The sequence below is a fragment of the Exiguobacterium sp. AT1b genome (genome assembly GCF_000023045.1).
Lineage (GTDB): Bacteria > Bacillota > Bacilli > Exiguobacteriales > Exiguobacteriaceae > Exiguobacterium.
The window spans coordinates 2,776,200-2,794,342 of record NC_012673.1 but is presented as its reverse complement, the minus strand read 5'-3'; the positions used below and the strand labels follow the sequence as shown (position 1 = coordinate 2,794,342).

Genomic DNA, 18,143 nt, shown 5'->3' with positions numbered 1-18,143 from the left:
CAGGTATCCCTCCTACACTCTCGGTTATTTTTGTTTTTCGGCCACTCTCAGCTTAGCGGAGCGTGAACGACGGTTATCTTCAAGTTCTCCCTCACTCGCCACGATCGGCTTACGGGTGATGAGTTTGAGTTCCGGTTCAAATTCTTTCGGAATGACCGGCAACCCCGGTGGTAACGGTGGATGCTGGCTACGCTCTTTGAACACTTGTTTACAAATGCGGTCTTCTAACGAATGGAACGTGATGACACAGATGCGTCCGTTCACTGCGAGTAAATCAATCGCATCTTGAACAGCGCGGTCGAATACGTTCAACTCGTCATTGACGGCGATTCGAATCGCTTGGAACGTCCGCTTCGCCGGGTGTCCACCTTTTCGTCTAGCTGGTGCAGGAATCGCTTCTTTAATCAAGTCGACAAGCTCGAATGTCGTCTCAATCGGTTTATCGGCACGGGCTTGCTCAATCTTTCGTGCGATTTGCTTTGAAAACTTTTCCTCCCCGTATGTAAAGAAAATACGAGCAAGTTCTCCAAACGACCATTCATTCACAACATGATAGGCTGAAAAGTCCCGAGACCGGTCCATCCTCATATCGAGCGGTGCGTCATAGTTGTAACTGAACCCGCGCTCCGCTTCATCTAGCTGTGGCGAAGAGACGCCTAGGTCGAATAGTACACCGTCCACTTTTGTCACACCACGTTGGGCGAGTTCTTCCTTCAAGTGAACGAAATTACTCTTTATAAACGTCACACGGCCTTCATAAGGAGCCAATCGCTCTTTCGCATGTGCGAGCGCGACGTCATCTTGGTCGAACGCATATAGTTGACCCGTCGTTAGACGCTTTGCGATTTCTTCACTATGACCCGCTCCACCTAACGTACAATCGACATATACCCCATCTGGTTTGATGTTCAATCCCTCAATGGACTCCATTTTTAAAACCGTTTCATGCTCAAACATTCAAAAAACCCTCTCAACCTACATATTTCAACTGTTTTATTACACTTACTTTATCATAAAAATGTCAAGGTCCGTACAGGTTTTTAGTGAAAAGAGGAAACAAAAAGGTAACAACGAAAAAAAGCTCCTGACAAATGTCAAGAGCTCTCCAAAAAAGATTATACATAGAACAAACATCGCTCCGCATCGGATTGTTCATATGCCTGTTTCAATCGTTGAAACACGTCTAGTCCGTGACGATTTAGCATCGGAACCATCGAGAGGATGCGCTCTTGTGGGGCATCCATCGGAAACAGTCGGGTCGATAGATGAATCCGTCGCGCATTCAAGCGATATTGTTCTCGCTTCGATTCGGCACGCATCTCATCCGCCAATCGCTCGAGCACATGTCTCGACTTCGCCTCAAATCGTCTTCCTTGTTTCCCTGCCTCATGACTGACGGCCTCCGTAAGCGCTCGGTACGCATATAGCTTTTCTTCAAACGCTTCATCGTCAAATGCATGGTCCGGGAGCGGTTGCTTCATATACTCCTCCAATGTCACGCTTTCTTGACGAAGCTTCTTCTCATCATTTCTTGACACGATCAACGCACCAAGACGTGGCAAGAGAAGCGGCATCATCCATCCCATCTCGTGGAAGAGCGGTCGAAGCTGGAGCCAATAGGCAATTTCACCGGGACCTGCCACGTATCCAAGAGTCGGGAACAGGAAATCCTGCATGAGCGGACGGGAGACCACGTTATTTGAGAAACGCTCCGGGTGCGCCTCTATCTCTGTGAGCAGTTCGCCTTCAGTGAAGCGATGCCCTCTCTTTGTCGTGAACACGCCATCGACCTTTGTGAGCAGCTCTCGCGTTCCATCGTGATAAAACAGATGGGCCGCATCCTTGTTCAATTCGACCGACGGCATCCCTTCTTCATACGCATGACCGAGCGCTTCATGAAGCGCTTCATGATGCTCGATGAGACGTCGGAACATGGGGCGTTCGAGAGCCCGTACGTCTTTCGCGTGTGGGTCAAACAACAAAAAGTCAGACCCGACGAATCGCCGCATCATGCCACCGAAAAAGTGAGCGAACGAACGACTCGCTTGAATGAGGTCAATCAGCTCATGATACAAATGCGAGGTATACGGTGTCTCTGTTTCATTCAATAGCAGACGTTGCGCCATTTGAACAAGTTCGAGCTTTACCCGTTCGAACTCTAAGTCCCCTACCGATGCTTTTCCTGCAAGCGGTAACGATGACAAGGCATCTTTTTTCAACGTCCTCGAAAACGCCTGTGTCGTGAAGACATGGTTGATTTCAGCAAAGTCATGATCTTCCGTCGCCATCCAGAAAACAGGAAGGACCGGTTTCCCTAATTTCGCTTCGGCCTGCTTCGCCCGTTTGATGACCGCTAATAGTTTGTATACGGCAAACAAAGGTCCTCCGTATACGCCGACCTGTTGCCCCGTCACCATCACGTACGCTTTTCGCTGAGCGAGTAACTCCAGGTTTGCTTCCAACTCTTCCGAAAGTTCCCCGAACTGTTCTTGTTGCCCCTTGATTATTTCGACGAGCTCCGGCAGATGCTCATAGGTGCGCCCTGAGACCTCCTCGGCACGTTTCTCGATTTCATCCATCCCTCGATAATCGAGCCAGCGACCATATCCATGATCGATTTGAATCATCGGTGATGTGGATGCATATAGCGCATCAAATGCTTCTACCTTCACGTATAACAACTTCCTTTCAATCAATCAACGAATCATGCCTTGGGCTACACCGATCGCGAATAAAATGGCGTGGGTCGGGACAAGTAGCAAGAAGAGTAACCGCCAGCCATGCACGAACATCTTCGTGAACAGCACTTCCTCATAACGAATCCGCTGCCAAATCGCGTTGATCGGGAAAATCGCACAGCAGGCTGCGAGCAATAACAGCAACATATCTGTCCCGACGATGGCCTCAAGTAAAATGCTGCATGCATAAAACCAAAGGATGACCCCGGCATCGCATGCGAGCTTGAATGAGTTGATTGATTTCGGCATAATTTTTCTAAGTATCATATACACCATAAACCATAAGATGAGTGGAAATGAAACGATATACACTAACACGATGCGCTCGCTCCTAGAATCAGTTTATGTAATAGCGGAATGACAGTGAGAGAAATCTGCATCTGTTCGGCTTTTTCAATCACCGGTTTCAGAATTGCATCCACCTCGGTCGGCCGACCTTCTTCAAGATCGCGCAGCATCGAGGAGCGATTCTGTGCGGTACGTTCGATAATCGTTTCGATGTAGGAATACGAGACTTGCTGCGCAAACAACGGCGTCAACTCATCGTAAATCGATTGTGCGATTTCACGATATGGTGAGCCGGCGAGCGCGCCGTTCGAGACCCGGCATAACGCCGTGATGGGATTGATGATGGCATTGGCAAACAATTTTTCAATGACGACTTGCTCGATTTCTTCTTCCCACACGATGTGAAGTGGGCTCTCTTGAAATGATAGAGGATGGAGCCCCGACGTGCTTCCAATTCGAATCCGTCCGAGTCCACGATGCTCAACCTCATGACCACGCTTCGTCACCCCATGCTCGACGACACCTAAATGAAACCCTCGACGTTTCGCATATTCCAGATGGGCAATCCCATTCGAACAAATAAAGACGGGCACTTTACCCGAGAGGCGAGCCGTCGCTTCTTCGACTTGATGGGCTTTCGTCGTGACAAAAAAGAGATCCTCGTCTGTTTCTTGAAGCGTCTGACTGGAACGTAACGACACACGTGCCGTCCCTTCCGTCACGCCGGTCCGTGTGATGACAAGTGGATCAGATGACCCGCTTCTTCCGTAGAGCGTCACGTCGTAATCATTTGCGAGCAAAGATGCCATCAATAATCCGACCGCTCCGTTTCCGATGATACCAATTCGTTTGATGGAGTTCATCATGGTCCTCCTCCTATTCGAACTATTTTCGCACAAAAAGTTTACCACATCTTTTCGCCATGACCCAAAAATGACAAACAAAAAAGGAGCGACCTGAGAACAGGTCACTCCTTCAAGCATTATTTGCTTGTTACTTCTTTACCGTTGTAATGTCCGCAAGATTTGCAAACACGGTGTGAAAGTTTCATTTCGCCACAGTTCGGGCACTCGTTCATACCAGGTACGTTGAGTTTGAAGTGAGTACGACGAAGACGTTTGCGAGTTTTCGACGTTCTACGGAATGGTACTGCCATCGTTGTCCACCTCCTTGATAAGTTAACCTTCCTCGTTCTCTTTTTTCGAAAACAGGTCGGCTAGTCCCGCGAAACGCGGGTCAATTTTTGGTTGGGCTTCGGGCTGTTCGTCAGTAAGCGTCCAGCCTTCTCCTTCAACCTGAGTTTTGTCTGTTTCGTTCCCGTAAACTTGCATCGGGACGTCTAACATGATGAGCTCTTTTACAATCGGTACAAGACTGATCGTATTTCCTTCTGGCAAATTCACGTCATCGAATTGCTCCGTATAACGCCCATTCTCCAAAAAGAAAGGCTCGAGCGATTCAATATCGAATTCATAAGTGACATCTTCTAACGTTCGCGCATCTGGCAACGTCAGGTCACCTTGAATCTTCAGATTGAATGTAACTTGATTAGATGTGAACGATGCATCCCCGTGCACATGCACCGGGCGAATCGAACGGATATCCGGATGGAGCTGAGTCAGCTCTGGTAGTTCTACCATCTCATCGATTGTAAAACCGTCACCCTGGTTTCGGAGCTTAAGTAGCTGTGCAATAGACCATTTCATCCGAATCACCTCAATTGCAACAATATGAATTATAGATAGGCCAACTTGTTTTGTCAATGTTTTTTCTTTACACTAAAATCAGTTGACGACGGCGCTTTGCCAAAGCGTACTTACTCATCTTACACCAATCCATACGACAATGCAAAGGAGTAAATCATGCAAAAGACGGCCATTATTGCAGAGTACAACCCGTTTCACAACGGGCACTATTATCAAGCGCAAACTGCACGTCACGAAACCGGAGCGGATGTCATGATTGCCATCATGAGTGCCCAGTTCACTCAACGGGGCGAACCCGCCTCGTTCGACAAGTGGAAACGGGCTAAGGCTGCCGTCGAGAGCGGTGCGATCGATCTAGTCATCGAGCTACCGACCCAGTACGGGGTCCAACGCGCCGACCGTTTCGCTAGCGCCTCCGTCTCGATTGCTGAACAGCTCCGTTGCCAGACGCTATCGTTCGGGAGTGAGAGCGGGGACATCGATGCAATCCTACATGCAGCCCGTTCACATGTCGAAGAGACGCCACGTTATAAAGAGGCGCTAAAAAAAGCGCTACAAGAAGGGCACTCGTCCGCGCAAGCTTCGAGTCGAGCTTTTCGCACCGTCTATCCCTCGTTTGATTTGACACGACCAAACAACATTTTGGGCTACCATTACGCCAAAGCAGCAAAATCGATTCAGTTACATACAGTCAAACGGCTCGGGGCTGATTATCATGACCCTTCATTAATGGATGTCATGTCGGCGACAGGCATTCGGGCTCATTACTTAGACATCGGTGAAGTTCGTGCCGTCCCGGCATCAACTGAAGCGATGTTTCGGACACGACCGATGACACATTGGGAACACTATTGGCCCGTCTTACAATTCAAACTGAGAACCTTGCCACTCCACACAATGATGGAGCTCGTAGGAATTGATGCCTCTCTCGCACCTCGTCTTAAGCAGGCGGGAGTCGAACCTTCATTTGAACGTGCCCTTGCCGCCGTGTCGACACGCCGCTACACGCGTACCGCCATTCAGCGGGCGTTCGTCGCCGTACTGCTTCACTGGTTAAAAGACGAGGCGCCGACACGCTTTGACGAAGTCCCTTACGTGAGACCGCTCGCCTTCAACGATCTCGGAAGACTTGCGTTACGAGATGTGAAGGATGACGTGCCACTCGTCAGTAAGTTCGATGCCCGGCTCGATTTCGAAGCTCGTGTCACCGAAGCATATCGACTCCCACTTCAAGATGACGCGTTGATCGAGCACCGTCAACGCCCTCAGTTCATCTCTTCTAAATAACGAATCGCATCCTCGACCGTCTTGACAGGGACGACTTCAATGTCACTGTCGAGACGGTCTCGTGATTCCAGCGCCTCTTCATAGTTCGAACCGGCCGGCACAAAGAAGACTTCCGCTTTCTCCTCATCGGCGGCGACTATCTTTTGCCAAGCACCACCGATAGGTCCAACATTCCCTTCCTCATCGACCGTCCCCGTTCCGGCAATCCGTTTTCCATTTGCCAAGTCACCTGGCGTCAATTGATCATAGATTTCTAACGTGAACATCAATCCTGCAGACGGACCACCGACATTCGTCAAAGCGACATCGACTTCGGGATCAGCTGTGATTTCTTGAACGGGAAGCGGCTCATAGATTCCAATCCCGACACGATCCCCACTTTGATCGATCGGCTGAATGAGCGTTTGCACGACACGTTCTTCGCCGTCTCGTTCAATCGTCAACTCCACTTCATCGCCCGCATCAAATTCCGAAACGCGATTCAAAAAGTCGACGCGAGTGGCAAAGGACATCCCATCGATGGCCGTGATGACATCACCCGGTTTCAACGTATTGGCCGCAAGGGACCCGGGAATCGGTGCGGATACATAAATCCCCTCGAAATCGACCGTCACGTCTTGATCTGCTAACTGATAGGCGTATTGAACCGCCGCTTGTTGAGAGGAGTCCATCAATAATTGTTGGCGACGTTCATAGTCTGCCTCACTCTCTCCATCATATAAATAGCGACTGGATAAATTCGCTTCCGTGAACGGGGTCACCCAACTTTCCACTAACCAAAACGGAGTCGCACGGCGTTGGGAGATCGTCACCATCATCAGTTCCCCATCCTCTTTTTCGCCACCCTGGACGGTCAGGAACTCTTCAATTGAGGTCGCCGCTCCGGGTGAAGAGATGTAGTAAGGAAGTGGGACGAACAGGAAGAGAAGAACTGTGACGAGTAAACCGAGACCGATCTTTAACGATTTCATTGTCCCGAACTCACTTGATACTTTTTACGTAAGGCAATTTCAACCTGTTCCGGTACGAGCTCACTGACCGACGCCCCATATTTCGCCACTTCTTTGACAATCGACGAGCTGAGGAACGAATATTGACTATTCGTCATCATGAACAACGTCTCGACGTTCTCATTCAACTTTTTGTTAATTGATGCGATTTGAAGCTCGTATTCGAAATCTGAGACTGCACGGAGCCCACGGACGATCGTCGCCGCTTCCCGCTCTGCGGCATACTCGACAAGCAATCCACCGAACGCGTCGGCCGACACGTTTGGCAGATGTGTCGTCACGTCTCGAATCAGTCCCAGTCGTTCTTCCACATCAAACAATGGGGCCTTGCTTGAATTTTCAAGGACGGCGACTATGACCTCGTCAAAAATGGCCGCCGCTCGTTCAATAATATCTAGATGTCCGTTCGTGATGGGGTCAAAGCTACCCGGACAAATCGCAATCCGTTTCATCGTGTCACTCCTCCGATGCGTACTCATAGAAACTGATGGTGATGACATCTGAGTATCGCTGTTCTTTAATTCGTTCAAATCGTCCTACTCGTTCCGGTAACGTCACGTCGCTGCCGTGTTCACAGACGACTACGCCGATATCAATCAAGAGATTCGACTCATCGATCATTTGTAAGAACGTCACATGTTCTTCCGCATGATATGGAGGATCCATAAAGATGAGTTTAAATTGTTCCTGTTGAACCTTGAGCTGTTCGAGTACCGCCTTGGCGTCTTGACGATATACTTTCCCTTTCACTTCATAATGGGTCGCTCGTAAATTCTCTTGAATCGTTTGGACGGCTTTCGGTTGACGATCGACAAAAATAGCTTCGTCACAACCTCGTGATAACGCCTCGATTCCGAGCCCACCACTGCCCGCGTACAGGTCTAGTGCTTTCCCGCCTGAAAAATAAGGTCCGATGATGTTGAATAACGATTCCTTCACTTTATCGGTTGTCGGCCGTGTCGCCGTTCCCGGGACCGCCTTCAAGCGGGTCCCTTTTCGTTCTCCAGATATGACACGCATGTCTTTCCCTCCAGCAGAAAAGATGAAGGTGATGCCACCTTCATCTTTTTGTTTATTTCGATTTTGTCTCGTACGTTTCGGAAATGAATGGACGCTCGCTTCGTACGACCGCTTCCACGAACGGCAATGCTTTCACTTGTTCGAGTACGGCTTCATGACCTTCGAGGTCAGTATAAAGAAACGCATACTTCTCTCGTTTTGAGACAAAGTAAAGATTCGCATAACGTCTTAACGCTTTCACTTGTTTCAAGGAATTCACATATACGACAAAACCAATCCGTTCATTCAACTTAGACGGCGCATCCACAACTTCCGCCTCCTCCGCAGCTACCTCCACCAGAACATCCACCTTCATCAAAGAATGGATTACCGGTCGGGACCTTGATTTTAGGAGAGACTGAATGAGCGAGTAGTTCACTCACTTCCCCTAACAACTTATCCAAGCTTCGTTCCGCTTTTTTGAACGCAGCGATTTCCGGCTGAACGTCGAGACGACGTTTGATGAGATGCATCTCTTTTTTGATACGGTCGTGGTCCGGATGATGCTTTCCGAATCGCTGGACATACTCATAGTCCTCTTTCATCTTCAAAAACTCACGCTCGATCTCTTTTGCTTCTTGTGATGCGAGACGTGCCGCTTTCGTTTGAATATATGTTTGAAACGATTCGCTTGCTTCAATCAAATCGGTCAATTCTTCTGTTTGATCGAGCAGGGCAATCGTCTGTTCAGTGATTATCATACCCCTCACCCTTTCTGCCATGATTTTACCACAATTGTTTCCCTATGTAAGCAATCCACACTATAATTGAAGTTGACCGCAAGGCGTTCCATGTAGAAAGGAAGTGAACAGACGCAACCGATGCGTCTACGTATGAAAAAAGTTTCTTTTAATATGATCCGATCGGCCGGGATCAAGACGGATTATGCGAAACCCGAATATTATTTCGATCAGCTCGACAAGGTTCGCGCTGCCGACCTCGTCCTGTTCCCTGAGTATTGGATGGTCAATTCCATCATCTACGGGATGAATAAAGCGATTTTCCCATCACCAGCGACTTATCACCTCGGGCACGACAAGATCGAGATGACGCGCGCCTTCAAGGCGACATATCCGCACCGGATTCCGAAGACATTGATTTATGGAAAAAACCCATACACGATTGAACGCGTGTTAGAAGAGTTCCACTACCCGTTCGTCGCCAAAAAAGCCAAATCCTCAATGGGTCAAGGGGTATGGTTAATCAAAAATGACCAAGACTGGTTAGAATATGTCGAGAATCATGATACGTTCTATGTCCAAGAGTTCATCCCGAACGATCGTGACTTACGCGTCATCGTGATTGGAGAAGAAGTCGTCGGTGCCTATTGGCGTGTCAGTGAGGCCTTTTTAAACAACGTCGCTCAAGGAGCCCACTTCTCGTACGAAGACATCCCGGAAGACGTCGTCCAAGAAGTTCAATCGATTGCGAATACGTTATCCATCAATCACGCAGCGTTTGACGTCATCGTGACAGAAGATGGATTTTACATTTTGGAATTCAACGTCTTTTTCGGGTCGGAAGGATTGCTACCGCTCGGCGTGAAGCTCCCGCAAAAAATCGAGGAATACTTAAATACACTCGGCTGATTAATCGTTCATCTTTTTTTCACAATTTGAACACACGTTATTCCAAGAACGTTTTTGAATATGGTATGATGACATATGAGGTTTATTCGAAAAGGGGGATTATGATGAAATTTGAGCAGTTCCACATCGAGGGAAAAGAAATCCGTTTTGGTTTGCTCGAGACGATCATGGATCATCATCATTTCATCCGTGAAGGTGCTTGGGATTACGAGCGTGCCACGTATGACATGAAATATGAGAAACAATCGACTGGCGAAACATTCTATCTTCGCTTACCTGTATACGCGATCGAAGGTCAAATCGAAGATCGTCACGCTGTTGTAAAAATGCTTACACCGATTTTAGGAAAGCATTATTATCCACACGGTGTTGAATACGATGAAGTCTTCCCAGAAGAAATCGTCCGCGACTGTGAGCGCCGTCTAAAAGCACTCGCAGAAACATTAGAAGTCAAACCCCTTGCATAAGCGAAGGGGTTTCTTTTTGGGCTATATCGGAGGTTCACAGCCTTGAAGAATTCAATCTATCTTGAAAAAGAGAGTAACCGCTTATGCATCGGAGCATCACGCATCCAGTTAAAAATGATTCATCTTCCTGATTCAATTCATGAATTGGAACAAATGATTTGTTCTGAATCAATCCAGACTCTTTATATCTCAACTTATCGAATGAAAGATAGAGATCTATTAGAGCCTCAAGCAATCAGTGATATCCGAACTCAATGGAACGAGTCATTCAGGACACACATCGTACTTTCCAATGAAGCAGACCTAGATGACTTTCAAGATGGGTATTGCTTCTTTGCAGAACTTTTTCATGACCCACTTAAGAATAAAATTTTAATCTTGTATCAAGCTCACTAAAAAGTACGAATGAAAACAAAGCCCACCGAAGCAGATTCGCTTCCGTGGGCTTTAATCAGTTAGTCGCAATGACGGTCAACGTCACATCGACTTGACCGAGCAATAAATCGAATTGGTCTCGAACATAGCGATACAATCGCTCTGCCTCGACGAGTGATAATGGTGCAATGATTTGATAATCATAGTGGTCTTTCGAGCGAGAGACGACTTTCACTTCTTTCAAGCCGAATTCGATTGCACTACACGCGATCAAATCTTCAATCGCCCGTTCCGCAATCGTCACGTCTCCGTATGAATAGTCATTCCCAATCACAGCCATCGTATCGTTCATGGTGATCACTCCTTTTCATTCGCGAGCACTTTAACGTCCTCCATGATAGATTCGATATCGACCGGTTCATCCCCTGCCGTTGCCATCTGCGCGACAGCCCGGACATCATGATGGCGGTCGATGACGTACATCGTCGTCGCATGCGTCACGAGTCCGCTGTTCGCCTTCGAATAATAGAACTGTAGCTGGCGCGTGATCCGATCGATGTCTACCTGGTCTCCCGTCAACATCTTCCATCCAGTCGGCTCCGCTTGGAATGCTTCCCCGTAATTTTTCAGAACGGGCACGGTATCCACCTCCGGGTCAACCGTGATCGCAACGAGTTCTACGTCCGATCCGTATAAGTTCTCTTTTTTCAATTCTTTTTCGAGCTTCATGAAATCACGTAACGTGAGCGGACAAATATCTGGACAGTTCGTATAGAAGAACGTCACGATCTTCACTTTCCCGTTATCGGAATCATAGGTCTCTTCATTTAATGCGTTCGTCAATGTGAACGGGGTTGGCTCTTGAATGACGGGTAGGTCGTCTTGATTGAAGAAAACAAAATACACGGCTACTCCGATGACGACAAGCGTCAAGACGGTCAAACCGACCGTCAAATAGCTATTCCGTTTCATACAGCTCTCCCTCTCTATGGATCATCCTCCGATTATCGCGCGGAATACGTTCGTCGTTTCACCCGGGTCATATGCCACATAGAGAAGAATGTAAACCGTCACACCCGTAATGGCCGTGAAGAACCAGACGACTGACGCTTTCGGTCCGATTTTCCGGTGTTTCTCGATTTTGTTTTTATAACCGAGATAGAGCGTAATCAATCCGAGGATACCACCTGTTGTCGCGAGAAGAATATGGAAAATCATAAAACCGAGATAGAACGGCTTCACTGAATCCGGTCCTCCGAATGCCGTGTTGCCGACAAAAATGGTACGTGAGACGTAAAGGATGAAGAACGTCGTCGCTGCAATCGCGGCGGCCGTCATCACCTTTTTATGTTTTTCGATGTTGCTGCGGTCTTTTGCGATAATCACCCATCCGATGGCGACAAGAATCGCACTGATGACGATGAATGACACACTAATTAAGGCAAGATAGTTCATCAATGTTTCCCCTTTATGTTCTGTTTAATTTTTTTCATTTGTTTCTTGCGGAGTGAATGACATGCCTTCATCAAGAGCAAGCGATTTCGTCCGACGCACCCAGCCGAAGAACGTCCAGCCGAAGAAGAAGCCGTACACGATCTCTTGACCGAGCTTCATGAGAACCCCACCGAAACGTTGATCTTCGAGCGCGCTGTTCGTCGCTCCCATCAACGCCTCTAAATCAATTCCAGAAACGTCACCGTTCGGGAGACAGTAGCCAAGGACTGTCGCAAACGTCTGCGGGTCCGTGTACGCATTATAGAGCGTCGTTTGACTGAAGATGATGAGCGCACAGGCAGGCGTCAATAAGACCCCGTTGGCGATAATGTACACCATTCGTTTCAAATCGGACATGCCTTCCTCTTCGTCTGAGACGAGTGGAACGATGACCGGATACCACATCGTCAAACTAAAGAGGACAAGGGCACCGTGGAAAATACGGTGAACGCCATAATTCGTCAAGACGTAGTCGAATACGACTGGCATATGGTAAATCGAGAACAATGCGTTGAATAAAATGAGCGCAATCAGTGGCTTCGTCAAAAACTTGAACGTCGGCCCAATCCATTTGAAGCTAAGTACTTTTTCAAACACCCAGTACGGTAGACCGTAAACGACGAGTGCCGGTGCCAAAATATAGACGAGCACCATTTGGAACATATGCACCGATAAAATGATATGTGCCATGACATCGATCGGACTTCCAAAACCGATGTAATACAAGACAATCGCAAACAACATACTAAACTTTTGTAATAACGTGGTCGAGGCATATCCTCGCTTCGCCATTCTCTCTGTCACGACGGCGTATAACACATAAATCCCGACCATGAGCAATCCGAACAGCGGACTCCATAACGTGAGCCAATCAAATTGATTGAGCAGCTCCGACGTATTCCAGAGCATCCGTTCACCCCTTTTCTTTCTCTCCCTAACCTTTGAAACCGTTCACTTCAAGATTACTATTCATTCATTTTTGAAGTAAAGGAAAAAGGACCGAATCATCCGTGTTTCCACAGATGTTCAATCCTTTGTCACAATTACCAAATGAGTAAGCGGAGTGCAGCGACCGTGATGATGGCGACAAAGATGCCTAGCCACATCATACCAACGATCCACGTGTTCCCACGGTTATTCATATGCATGAAGATATATAACTGTAGGAAGACTTGGATGACCGCCAAGATGATTAAGAAACCACCTGCTGCCCACACTGGCATCAATTCCGCATAGACGGCGCCGAATGCCACGAATGTGAGTAAAATCATCATTGCGAAACTGATCAATTGAAGCTGATACTCACGTTTCGACTCTGCTTTTACTTCAAGCTCTAACTGCTTGTGAGATTCGTTCATTACTCGTTTTTCCATATTAGTTCACCATCCCTAAGAGGTAGACGATTGAGAAGATGAAGACCCAAACAACGTCGATAAAGTGCCAATATAGACTCGATACATAGAACTTTGGTGCATTGTATACATCGATCGGACGGTTCCAGTTACGAATCAAGAGTGTCGTAATCCAAAGGAGACCGAACGTTACGTGCGCACCGTGGAAACCAACTAACGTATAGAAGGCTGAACCGAATGCGCTCGACGTGAACGTGTGACCGATGTGGTAGTAGTGAATGAACTCGTAAATCTCAGCACCAAGGAAGCCGGCACCAAGAAGGAGCGTGACAATCAACCAAAGCTTCATACGCCCTGGATTGTTTGCCTTCATGTTCATCATCGCAAGGACACTTGTAAGTGAACTTGTGAGGAGGAGCATCGTCATGATGAAGACGAGCTCCATTTCGAAAATGTTATACGAACGTAATTCCTCTGGCGCACCAGAGTTCAAGAGACCAACGTATGTTCCAAAGAGCGAGGCGAAGAGGACTGTCTCTCCACCAAGGAAGAACCAGAAGGCCACATATTTATTTTTCCCTTCCAGTGTTGCTTTCTCTGGATTGGCCGGGATACCGGTCACTGGGTGTTTTTCAACTGCATGTGCCATTTATTGTTCTCCTTTCTCACGAATCGCTTTCAAGTCTGCTTCGACTTGTGACTTCGGAATGTAGTAGCCGTGATCGTCAATCCAAGAACGTAGGAACATCGAGACGAACGTCATCGCTAATCCAAATCCAATCAATGACCAACCGACGACCGTGTTATCCATCTGGAAGATGGCACCGAGTCCTGCGATAAAGAGGCCGAGTGACATGAAGAACGGAATGAGCGAGTTGTTCGGCATGTGGATGTCCGAAACTTCTTCAGCGACTGACACGCGTTTGTTGCCAGCCATTTTCTCGAGCCAGAACGTATCAAGTCCTTTGACGAGTGGTGTTTGTGCAAAGTTGTACTCTGGAGTCGGAACAGGAAGTGTCCACTCAAGCGTACGTCCATCTCCCCAGTGGTCTGGTTTGACGCGGTCTTTCGACAAGAAAGCTTTCACAACAGCGACGAGCAAGACAATCGTTGACACACCCATGAAGAATGCCCCGATTGTCGAGAGCATGTTGAGTGTATCCCAACCTTGACCATCGAGGTATGTGAAGACTCGACGTGGCATACCGAACAATCCGAGGAAATGTTGCGGGAAGAACGTCAAGTGGAACCCGATAAAGAACAACCAGAACTGCCAGTAGCCAAGCTTTTCAGAAAGGGCTTTTCCGAACATGAGTGGGAACCAGTAGTAAAGTCCTGCGAAGAGACCGTATACAACCCCACCTACGATTACATAGTGGAAGTGAGCGACAACGAAGTAGCTGTCGTGGTACTGATAGTCAGCCGGTGCGACTGAGAGCATAACCCCTGTCATCCCACCTACGAGGAATGAAGGAATGAACGCGACTGAGTAAAGCATGGCGACGTTGAATTTAATTTGACCGCCCCACAGTGTGAAGAGCCAGTTAAAGATTTTAACACCCGTTGGTACGGCAATCGCCATCGTTGCAACAGCGAAGATCGAGTTGGCAACCGGACCAAGACCGACTGTGAACATGTGGTGAACCCAAACCATGAATCCAAGGAAACCGATGAGCATTGTCGCAAAGACCATCGTCGTGTAACCGAAGAGGCGTTTACGCGCAAATGTCGGAATGATTTCCGAGAAAATACCGAATGCCGGTAAGATCAAGATGTATACCTCCGGGTGACCGAAGATCCAGAAAAGGTGTTCCCAGATAACAACGTTCCCGCCAAGTGCCGGGTCAAAATAAGCAGCTCCGAAGAGTCGCTCGAACATCAACATGAACAATCCGACCGTAAGTGGTGGGAAGGCGAAGACGATCAATGCCGATGCAACGAAAGTCGTCCATGTGAAGAGTGGCATACGCATGAGTTTCATTCCTGGCGCACGCATGTTCAAGATGGTGACGAGGAAGTTAATCCCGGCCATCAATGAACCGAAACCTGAAATCTGAAGACCGAGAGCGTAGAAGTCTACCCCTGTCGCTTCCGGTTGTGTTGAAAGTGGAGCGTAAGCCGTCCACCCTGCGTTTGGTGCTGCTCCGAAGAACCAGCTCAAGTTAAGCATGACTCCACCGAAGAAGAACAACCAAAAACCTAATGAGTTAATGAATGGGAACGCAACGTCGCGTGCCCCGATTTGAAGTGGTACGACGGCGTTCATGAAACCGAATAACATCGGCATGGCCGCAAGGAAGATCATCGTCGTTCCGTGCATCGTAATCAACTGGTTAAACGTCTCACCGCTGACGAAGTCGTTCATTGGTTTGACGAGTTGCCAACGAATCAGTAATGCTTCAATTCCACCGAGAAGGAGGAAGAAGATTCCTGAGAACAAATACAAAATACCGATTTTTTTGTGGTCAACCGTCGTAATCCAATCCATGATGCCATTGTATTTACGCGATTGCTGCATTGCAGTGGTCTGTGCCACGTGAAATCCCCCTTTTCCCGTTAGTCAATCTTCTGCTCATACAAGAAGTCAACGAGTGCATCTAATTCTTCGTTGCTGATTTGACCTTCATTGAATCCTGGCATAAGAGCCCCTTGTTTCTTCTCTTGCGGGTCACGAATCCACTCTTTCAAGTTGTCCTCGTTGTTTTCGAGGTAACCTGCGAGCCATTCACGATCACCGAAGTTCGTTAAACTTGGTGCCACTTTACCGCCGCCGTGACAGCTCAAGCAGCTTTCGACATACACTTGCTCACCTGTCGTCAAGTTCGTGTTGTCTGCGACGAGTTTCTCACCGTTCTCGTCTTGCTTGGCTTTCATGTCAGCGAGCCATTGATCATATTCTTCTTGCTCGAGCGCGATGACTTTAAAGTCCATAAGGGCATGTGACGGACCGCAAAGCTCAGCACATTTCCCGTAGTAAGTACCTGGTTCATTTGCATGTAACCACATTTCGTTATCAAGTCCTGGGTTCGTATCTGTCTTACCAGATAAAGCTGGTACCCAGAATGAGTGAATGACATCTTTAGACGTCAAGTTGATGCCGACTCGTTTTCCGACCGGAATGACGAGTTCTTGCCCTGTCACAACACCTGCTTCTGGATATTCAAATTCCCACCAGTACAAGTTAGCTGTAACGTTGATTTCTTCTTCTTTTTTCGCTTCTTTCGCTTTCGCGAGTTCGACAGTCGTCGTGATTGTCGGAACAGCGAGAATGATGAGAAGGATAATCGGAACGACTGTCCAAATCATCTCGAGTGTACTGCTACCTTCAACTTGCTTCGGAATCGATTCATCTTTCCGACGGAACTTCATGAGCACGTACACGTAAATGACCGAGACGATGATGAGTACGAAGAGCATGATCGCCAAACTGATGAGAATGATGCGGAGCTGAAGCTCAGCCCCTTCTCCCATCGGCTTCAATGCAGACAATCCCTCTTGACCGCAACCTGATAACAGGACTGCGAACATCATCATCGGGACGATGCCAAACAGAAGCTTCTTAAATGATTTCACAACAATCCCCACTTTCTCCCAAAATGATGTGTAATGGTTTTCTATATAGTGAGTGCGATCACCAGAGTGCTGTCAAAATCAGCGCGATAATCCACACGACTAAATAAATTAATGAATAGAAGAACATTTTGTTTGCCCACTTAATTTCATCCTCGGCGTTGAATCCTTTCAATCCGAGATACAACCAGTAGCCCCCTAAACCGGCTGCGACTGTCAAGTAAACAAGACCATAGTGCATAAATAAGAGCGATGCCGGAATCAGCGTCGCAATCCACCAGATGATTTGCCGTTTCGTGATGGCAAATCCGTTCACGACCGGAAGCATCGGAATGCCTGCCGCTCGATACTCTTCCGTCCGTCGCATGGCGAGCGCCAGAAAGTGTGGTGGTTGCCATAAGAACATGACAAGGAACATGAGCCACGCATCGATATGAAGTGTCGGATCGAGTGCTGCCCAACCGATGAGCGGTGGAACGGCTCCTGAAATACTACCGACGACCGTATTGAGCGTACTCGTACGCTTCAGCCACATCGTATAAATCACGACATAAAAAAATGCCCCGATTAAACCGAATACTGCGGCGACGTACGATACAAGGAGCAAAAGAAGTGTTCCGATTGCAAGTTGTGTCAATCCAAGGAGTAGAATCTTCTCTCCTGAAATCTTGCCGGTTACACTCGGTCGATTGTCCGTACGATCCATTAAGTAATCGATATCTCGGTCCACAAAGTTGTTTAGGTAACAACTCCCCGAAATCACGAGTGCGCTTCCTAACATCGTTAATAAGAGCTGTGGCCAAACTTCAAACAAGTAAAGGACTGGCGTATCGCTCTGGTACGTCGCTGCCACGAAGAATCCTGCAAACACCAACAACAGGTTGGCGCGAACGATTCCCATTTTCGCTAAGGCGACGTAATCTCGGAATGACGTTGATTCTGTATACTCTACATCTACCATCATCCCTGGGTTGACTTTTGTCATACTGACCCCCCCACATAATCACGAAATCCTCGCATTCTCTTCACAGAAAAAACACAATATGAACAAAATACACTTAACTCTCTACAAAGATACCATATTTTTTTATAAAATACGCCCTTTATGCTTGTAAAATAGCGAGTTTTTTGTGTCAATAGTGTGATATTTGTCACACCTTATGTGCTTTACTAATATTAGAATAACGTTTTTGATAACGATTGCAAGC

General features: G+C 47.6%; 24 protein-coding genes. 4 read left to right on the top strand and 20 right to left on the bottom strand.

Features of this window, described 5'->3' with window-relative positions; translation table 11 throughout:
• Positions 1-24 precede the first annotated feature (24 nt).
• The 6 genes from rsmH to EAT1B_RS14435 all read right to left on the bottom strand — a co-directional run bounded on the left by rsmH (position 25) and on the right by EAT1B_RS14435 (position 4,732).
• Positions 25-957, bottom strand: coding sequence for a 16S rRNA (cytosine(1402)-N(4))-methyltransferase RsmH (gene rsmH / locus EAT1B_RS14455; RefSeq protein ID WP_015881304.1), 933 nt, complete (start codon positions 955-957; stop codon positions 25-27).
• A gap of 158 nt (positions 958-1,115) precedes the next feature.
• Entirely contained in the window at positions 1,116-2,672 is a 1,557-nt protein-coding gene (gene bshC, locus EAT1B_RS14450; protein WP_015881303.1) for a bacillithiol biosynthesis cysteine-adding enzyme BshC, read from the bottom strand.
• Between the two features lie 24 nt (positions 2,673-2,696).
• Complete coding sequence (locus EAT1B_RS14445) at positions 2,697-3,056, bottom strand: DUF3397 domain-containing protein (protein ID WP_015881302.1); 360 nt, start codon at positions 3,054-3,056, stop codon at positions 2,697-2,699.
• Positions 3,050-3,889: a 2-dehydropantoate 2-reductase gene (locus EAT1B_RS14440; protein ID WP_148209513.1), complete on the bottom strand. Its 840-nt coding sequence runs from the start codon at positions 3,887-3,889 to the stop codon at positions 3,050-3,052. Before EAT1B_RS14440 ends, EAT1B_RS14445 begins: the two co-directional genes overlap by 7 nt.
• Before the next feature lie 119 nt (positions 3,890-4,008).
• Entirely contained in the window at positions 4,009-4,182 is a 174-nt protein-coding gene (rpmF, locus tag EAT1B_RS15825) for a 50S ribosomal protein L32 (RefSeq protein WP_015881300.1), read from the bottom strand.
• Positions 4,183-4,204: 22 nt separating this feature from the next.
• The gene (locus tag EAT1B_RS14435; protein ID WP_015881299.1) at positions 4,205-4,732 is read right to left on the bottom strand and encodes a DUF177 domain-containing protein; all 528 of its coding nucleotides are present in this window, start codon (positions 4,730-4,732) and stop codon (positions 4,205-4,207) included.
• 156 nt (positions 4,733-4,888) lie between these two features.
• Here EAT1B_RS14435 and EAT1B_RS14430 point away from each other — a divergent pair, with 156 nt between their 5' ends.
• The gene (locus tag EAT1B_RS14430) at positions 4,889-6,019 is read left to right on the top strand and encodes a nucleotidyltransferase family protein (RefSeq protein ID WP_015881298.1); all 1,131 of its coding nucleotides are present in this window, start codon (positions 4,889-4,891) and stop codon (positions 6,017-6,019) included.
• Here the strand turns inward: EAT1B_RS14430 and EAT1B_RS14425 are convergent.
• The 5 genes from EAT1B_RS14425 to EAT1B_RS14405 are packed head-to-tail and all read right to left on the bottom strand — an operon-like array spanning position 5,998 to position 8,789.
• The gene (locus EAT1B_RS14425; protein WP_015881297.1) at positions 5,998-6,990 is read right to left on the bottom strand and encodes a SepM family pheromone-processing serine protease; all 993 of its coding nucleotides are present in this window, start codon (positions 6,988-6,990) and stop codon (positions 5,998-6,000) included. The two genes, EAT1B_RS14430 and EAT1B_RS14425, sit on opposite strands and share 22 nt — an antisense overlap.
• On the bottom strand, positions 6,987-7,481 hold the full coding sequence (gene coaD, locus EAT1B_RS14420) for a pantetheine-phosphate adenylyltransferase (protein ID WP_015881296.1): 495 nt from the start codon (positions 7,479-7,481) through the stop codon (positions 6,987-6,989). The genes EAT1B_RS14425 and coaD overlap by 4 nt, the downstream gene beginning before the upstream one ends.
• 4 nt (positions 7,482-7,485) lie before the next feature.
• Positions 7,486-8,049, bottom strand: a complete 564-nt coding sequence (gene rsmD, locus EAT1B_RS14415) for a 16S rRNA (guanine(966)-N(2))-methyltransferase RsmD (RefSeq protein ID WP_015881295.1) — start codon at positions 8,047-8,049, stop codon at positions 7,486-7,488.
• Between the two features lie 52 nt (positions 8,050-8,101).
• Complete coding sequence (locus EAT1B_RS14410; protein ID WP_143406649.1) at positions 8,102-8,356, bottom strand: YlbG family protein; 255 nt, start codon at positions 8,354-8,356, stop codon at positions 8,102-8,104.
• Entirely contained in the window at positions 8,340-8,789 is a 450-nt protein-coding gene (locus EAT1B_RS14405) for a YlbF family regulator (protein ID WP_015881293.1), read from the bottom strand. Before EAT1B_RS14405 ends, EAT1B_RS14410 begins: the two co-directional genes overlap by 17 nt.
• Before the next feature lie 132 nt (positions 8,790-8,921).
• On the opposite strand from EAT1B_RS14405, the gene EAT1B_RS14400 reads away from it, so the two are divergent.
• The 3 genes from EAT1B_RS14400 (at position 8,922) to EAT1B_RS14390 (ending at position 10,540) form a co-directional block, all read left to right on the top strand.
• Positions 8,922-9,677: a RimK family alpha-L-glutamate ligase gene (locus EAT1B_RS14400; RefSeq protein WP_041918165.1), complete on the top strand. Its 756-nt coding sequence runs from the start codon at positions 8,922-8,924 to the stop codon at positions 9,675-9,677.
• A gap of 104 nt (positions 9,678-9,781) precedes the next feature.
• Positions 9,782-10,144, top strand: a complete 363-nt coding sequence (locus tag EAT1B_RS14395) for a YugN family protein (protein WP_015881291.1) — start codon at positions 9,782-9,784, stop codon at positions 10,142-10,144.
• Between the two features lie 42 nt (positions 10,145-10,186).
• On the top strand, positions 10,187-10,540 hold the full coding sequence (locus EAT1B_RS14390) for a hypothetical protein (protein WP_015881290.1): 354 nt from the start codon (positions 10,187-10,189) through the stop codon (positions 10,538-10,540).
• 55 nt (positions 10,541-10,595) lie between these two features.
• Here EAT1B_RS14390 and EAT1B_RS14385 read toward each other — a convergent pair whose 3' ends face one another.
• The 9 genes from EAT1B_RS14385 to cyoE all read right to left on the bottom strand — a co-directional run bounded on the left by EAT1B_RS14385 (position 10,596) and on the right by cyoE (position 17,920).
• The gene (locus EAT1B_RS14385) at positions 10,596-10,871 is read right to left on the bottom strand and encodes a hypothetical protein (protein ID WP_015881289.1); all 276 of its coding nucleotides are present in this window, start codon (positions 10,869-10,871) and stop codon (positions 10,596-10,598) included.
• A 5-nt stretch (positions 10,872-10,876) separates the two neighbouring features.
• Complete coding sequence (locus EAT1B_RS14380; RefSeq protein WP_015881288.1) at positions 10,877-11,491, bottom strand: SCO family protein; 615 nt, start codon at positions 11,489-11,491, stop codon at positions 10,877-10,879.
• Between the two features lie 21 nt (positions 11,492-11,512).
• Positions 11,513-11,974 carry a DUF420 domain-containing protein gene (locus EAT1B_RS14375; RefSeq protein WP_015881287.1) on the bottom strand — a complete coding sequence of 154 codons (462 nt, stop codon included), beginning with the start codon at positions 11,972-11,974 and terminating at the stop codon, positions 11,513-11,515.
• Between the two features lie 24 nt (positions 11,975-11,998).
• On the bottom strand, positions 11,999-12,922 hold the full coding sequence (locus EAT1B_RS14370) for a cytochrome c oxidase assembly protein (RefSeq protein ID WP_015881286.1): 924 nt from the start codon (positions 12,920-12,922) through the stop codon (positions 11,999-12,001).
• A 134-nt stretch (positions 12,923-13,056) separates the two neighbouring features.
• Positions 13,057-13,386 carry a cytochrome C oxidase subunit IV family protein gene (locus tag EAT1B_RS14365; RefSeq protein ID WP_031421543.1) on the bottom strand — a complete coding sequence of 110 codons (330 nt, stop codon included), beginning with the start codon at positions 13,384-13,386 and terminating at the stop codon, positions 13,057-13,059.
• 1 nt (position 13,387) lies between these two features.
• Positions 13,388-14,014: a cytochrome (ubi)quinol oxidase subunit III gene (locus tag EAT1B_RS14360; RefSeq protein ID WP_015881284.1), complete on the bottom strand. Its 627-nt coding sequence runs from the start codon at positions 14,012-14,014 to the stop codon at positions 13,388-13,390.
• Positions 14,015-15,883, bottom strand: coding sequence for a cytochrome c oxidase subunit I (gene ctaD, locus EAT1B_RS14355; RefSeq protein ID WP_031421541.1), 1,869 nt, complete (start codon positions 15,881-15,883; stop codon positions 14,015-14,017). It abuts the gene before it with no gap.
• A 38-nt stretch (positions 15,884-15,921) separates the two neighbouring features.
• Positions 15,922-16,899, bottom strand: coding sequence for a cytochrome c oxidase subunit II (gene coxB, locus EAT1B_RS14350; RefSeq protein WP_041918164.1), 978 nt, complete (start codon positions 16,897-16,899; stop codon positions 15,922-15,924).
• A 97-nt stretch (positions 16,900-16,996) separates the two neighbouring features.
• The gene (gene cyoE, locus EAT1B_RS14345; protein ID WP_015881281.1) at positions 16,997-17,920 is read right to left on the bottom strand and encodes a heme o synthase; all 924 of its coding nucleotides are present in this window, start codon (positions 17,918-17,920) and stop codon (positions 16,997-16,999) included.
• Positions 17,921-18,143 lie beyond the last annotated feature (223 nt).